The sequence below is a fragment of the Pseudomonadota bacterium genome (assembly GCA_039028935.1).
In the GTDB taxonomy this organism is placed as follows: Bacteria; Pseudomonadota; Gammaproteobacteria; order Steroidobacterales; family SZUA-146; genus SZUA-146.
Map to the genome: position 1 here is coordinate 1 of JBCCHD010000076.1, position 3,603 is coordinate 3,603.

Below are 3,603 nucleotides of genomic sequence, written 5' to 3' on the forward strand. Positions count from 1 at the left end.
GCGACCAGTGTGCCGCCGCTCGCGTCGGCGGCGTTGATGTGGCGCAGCCAGTAGCGCTGACACTTCGTCAGCGGCGTCTTGGGCTTGGGCATCGGAATCTCCTGTCAAAATCGATGCGCCAAGTCTGGGAAAGAAAATCTCAGACCGGAAGAATGCCCTTTATCGAGCGCTTACACCGCGTGGAGCCAGATCGGTAGCCCAGGTGCGGGCAAACGAGCGCACCGCCGCTTTTGTGGCGCTGTACACGCTGAAGTTACCAAAACCTTTGGTGCCAACAATTGACGCGTTCAATATGATCGAGCCGCCCTCACTGATCAGCGGCAAGGCCTTCTGGATGGTGAAGAACAGGCCTTTGACGTTGATGTTGAAGTGTCGGTCGAAGAACGATTCGGACACTTCGTCAATGGGTGCGATTTCGGCGACGCCGGCATTGGCAAAGAGCACATCGATGCGGCCAAATTTTTCTCGGATCAAGCCGTATAGTTCATCAAGATCGGTGAGGTTTGATACATCGCTGCGAACGGCAATGCTGTCACCGCCGATGTCAGCGATGGCGGCGTCGAGTGACGTTTGATTACGGCCGGTGATAATGACAGTGGCGCCTTCAGCCGCGTATTTCTTCGCGGTGGCCAGGCCAATACCGCTGTTTCCGCCGGTAATGAGAGCAACTTTGTTTTTTAATTTCAGAGACATGGGGATTCCTGTAAGGGTTAATAATTGACAAATGTAGTGATCACTATAATAATACTGTGACGGAATTCAGGGGCCGAGTCAAGAGAAATATAGTGAATACTACAAAAAAGAATTCAGAGCCGGCGAAGGGCCAACGACGAAAGGGTCGACCTCAAACATTCGATCGCGACGAAGCGCTCGGTCAAGCGATGAGCGTGTTTTGCGAGCTGGGGTATGAGGCGACGTCGGTGGCCAATTTGGGCGCCGCAATGAACATGAAACCGCCCAGTCTGTACAACGCGTTTGGTGACAAAGAGTCGCTCTTTATTGAGGTACTTGAACATTACCACCGGCCTTATCGGGATAATGTTCAGTCGTTGTTCGAGCAGACCGACAGCGCAAAGGAAGCCATACGCTTGCTGTTTCTCGAATCGAAGCGCCTGCACGGCGGCGCCAATCCGATAGGGTGTTTGGTGGTGAATTCAACGATCAACGTCGGCTCCAGCGCATCGGCGATTGCCGACAAGATCAAATCGCTTCACGACACGACAGAAAAATTGGTGAAACGAAAGCTCAAAGAAGGCCAAACGCGTGGCGAAATTGAAGCGGGGATCAATGTGACCAAGTTGGCGCGATATGTCTGTGGAATACTGCTCGGCGCCGCCGCGATGGCGCGGGGTCAGAAGTCGTCGGTCGCGGTAAGGGATATGTTAGACCAGGGTTATGAGGGGTTTTTGCGTCTGGCGGAACGCTAATGGGTGGGGCATTGAAATGCCAAGCCAGCGACGTGGAGCACTGGGTTTGAATGGTGGGCGTGGATTAGGCCACCCAACGGCTAAGTGATGATGGCCTTAATGGTGTACATGGATGTGATGTCTTTGGCTGAATCGACGCGAACAACTATGACCCGCCCAAGCACCGATTGAGCGTTCAGAATCAAGTATTAAACATGGATCAAAACGATTATTACAAAGCGCCCGAATCCTCGCTGACGGACGATGACGCGTTGGTCGAAGTGGATGCGTCAGTTGTGCGAGATCGCCTTATTGCCGAGCAATCGTACGTCCGTGTGTTTTTGATTTTGTTTGTGGGCGCGGTGATTGGTGAGCTCGCTATGGTGACGATGCTCATTGCGCCTGGTGTGTTCTTTTTGGCTTATGCGATTCCGGGTGCGCTGTGTGGTTTGGCCGTACGGCTGTTTGGTCGGGTGTTTGACCTTCGCTATCGCGTGTTTGCATCGGCCATGGCCTTTTTGTTTTTTTCGACATTTAATTTTGTGCTGTTCAGTCAAAATCCTGGTTTTGTGCTATTCGCCAGCGTAACGAATGCGATTGTGACAGGCACGCTAGCCCGACGCGGTTTCTCACCGGACGAAGAAACCGCTATTTTCTACCGCCGTTTTAATATGGAGTAGGGTCGTCAGCCGCAGCCAATTTCCGCGGTGTGTTGAACGGCGTAGTTGATCGCGCGAGGTAAGGTGTCCGCGGTTTAGAACCCGGTGCAAGAGGCTAATCCGCTTGGTCCCGGCATCGCACCAAACGCCTCGGTCATGATGCCAAAGTCAATGAAATTAACGGCCCCGTCGTCGTTAAAATCGAACAGCGGGTTGGTGCCCAAGAACTCAACCGCCAACAGGCTCACGTCAATGAAGTTAATGACACAGTCATTGTTGACGTCAGCATCGCAAGCGTTGCCGAATCCGTCGGCGTCTGTGTCGGTTTGATTCGGGTTGTCGACCTGTGTGCAATTGTCGAGGTTGTCGGCGAAGCCGTCGCCATCGCCATCATCGACGAGCGTTTGAACGGTGTATTGATCAACCCGAGGCGCCGATACGCAACTTTCGATATCCAGGCCGTTAAAGCAAAAGCCAATGTTGGACGACGAGTCGAAGGCAGGTAGATTCGGATTCAGTACCGAGGCGGCGGTTGGAAATTGATCGAAAAAGCCTGGCGCAAAACGCATAATCGCGCCGCCTGATAGTCCATCAAACGCCTCTTCTCCGCCGCTCCATTGCACCAGATGCGTGTTAGATCCATTGGGGGCTTCGATGGTCATACGCACCGCTGAAGCGAGGGAAAACACAACGTTGTCCCCAATTTTAATTACCATCGAATAGATGGGGCCGGAATTGAACGCAAACTCCGGGGTCGGGTGTGTATTGGTGGGATTTTCGGTTCCCGTAAATTCCATTGTCAGCGTGTCGCCGAACTGCGCGACGTCAGGCGATACCGAAAACCCAACGTCTGAAACGCTTCCCACCACCGTGTAACGAACGTCTGCGGCGTTGACCGGCGCTGAAAACACACTTGTCAGCAGTAATAACAGCATCAGGTGTCGGTCGGTGCAAAAGTCGTTCATACGCTTACTCTCCCTTGGTCTTTCACTCACAACAACGTCGAGGCGTTGCGCAATCAACGTGTATCGCCACGTTGCGGCCACCGGCTCATACTGTAAAGCGACGTTGTGCGTTCGGAACCCTCATTGGGACGACTCATGGTTGAGAAAGTTAAACGTATCAAAAAGAGGCGCTTGCGTGGTCGGCGACGTATATTTGGTCGTATTGCCCAATTTTGCCAGGCGAACGTTCGGTCGACAGTTGATACGGTTTGATCACCACTAACAAGTGTTCAAGGAGGAATACGATGAAAACCGCATTATCGAGTTTGTTGATGGCGCTCGTGCTAGCACTGACGCCGTTGAGTTTGGCCGATGAGGTCAACATCAACACGGCAACGGCCGAAGAGCTCGCGGCGCAGCTTAAAGGGATTGGATTAAACAAGGCCCGCGCAATTGTGGCCTATCGCGAGCAGTTTGGTCGTTTCCAATCACCAGATGACCTGAGCGACGTGAAAGGAATCGGCTTGCGCACCGTCGATGCCAATCGCGACTCGATCGCAGAGCGGGTCACTCCTCAACTTGCCATACAATCGA

Annotated in this window: 5 protein-coding genes; 3 read left to right on the forward strand and 2 right to left on the reverse strand. The window is 53.0% G+C overall.

Annotated elements, in window-relative coordinates; translation table 11 throughout:
• Positions 1-159 precede the first annotated feature (159 nt).
• The gene (locus AAF465_17255) at positions 160-693 is read right to left on the reverse strand and encodes an SDR family NAD(P)-dependent oxidoreductase (GenBank protein MEM7084472.1); all 534 of its coding nucleotides are present in this window, start codon (positions 691-693) and stop codon (positions 160-162) included.
• A 92-nt stretch (positions 694-785) separates the two neighbouring features.
• Between AAF465_17255 and AAF465_17260 the strand changes: the two genes are divergently transcribed.
• Both AAF465_17260 and AAF465_17265 read left to right on the forward strand, forming a co-directional pair.
• Positions 786-1,427 carry a TetR/AcrR family transcriptional regulator gene (locus tag AAF465_17260; protein MEM7084473.1) on the forward strand — a complete coding sequence of 214 codons (642 nt, stop codon included), beginning with the start codon at positions 786-788 and terminating at the stop codon, positions 1,425-1,427.
• A gap of 194 nt (positions 1,428-1,621) precedes the next feature.
• Positions 1,622-2,086, forward strand: a complete 465-nt coding sequence (locus AAF465_17265; GenBank protein ID MEM7084474.1) for a hypothetical protein — start codon at positions 1,622-1,624, stop codon at positions 2,084-2,086.
• Positions 2,087-2,160: 74 nt separating this feature from the next.
• Here AAF465_17265 and AAF465_17270 read toward each other — a convergent pair whose 3' ends face one another.
• The gene (locus tag AAF465_17270) at positions 2,161-3,030 is read right to left on the reverse strand and encodes a hypothetical protein (GenBank protein MEM7084475.1); all 870 of its coding nucleotides are present in this window, start codon (positions 3,028-3,030) and stop codon (positions 2,161-2,163) included.
• A gap of 284 nt (positions 3,031-3,314) precedes the next feature.
• On the opposite strand from AAF465_17270, the gene AAF465_17275 reads away from it, so the two are divergent.
• A partial coding sequence (locus AAF465_17275; protein ID MEM7084476.1) for a helix-hairpin-helix domain-containing protein occupies positions 3,315-3,603 on the forward strand: 289 nt, incomplete at its 3' end.

Bases quoted from the DNA above. Each gene is read 5' to 3' on its own strand.
- AAF465_17270 (MEM7084475.1), bottom strand. From the start codon at position 3,030: ATGAACGACTTTTGCACCGACCGACACCTGATGCTGTTATTACTGCTG.
- AAF465_17265 (MEM7084474.1), top strand. From the start codon at position 1,622: ATGGATCAAAACGATTATTACAAAGCGCCCGAATCCTCGCTGACGGAC.
- AAF465_17255 (MEM7084472.1), bottom strand. From the start codon at position 693: ATGTCTCTGAAATTAAAAAACAAAGTTGCTCTCATTACCGGCGGAAAC.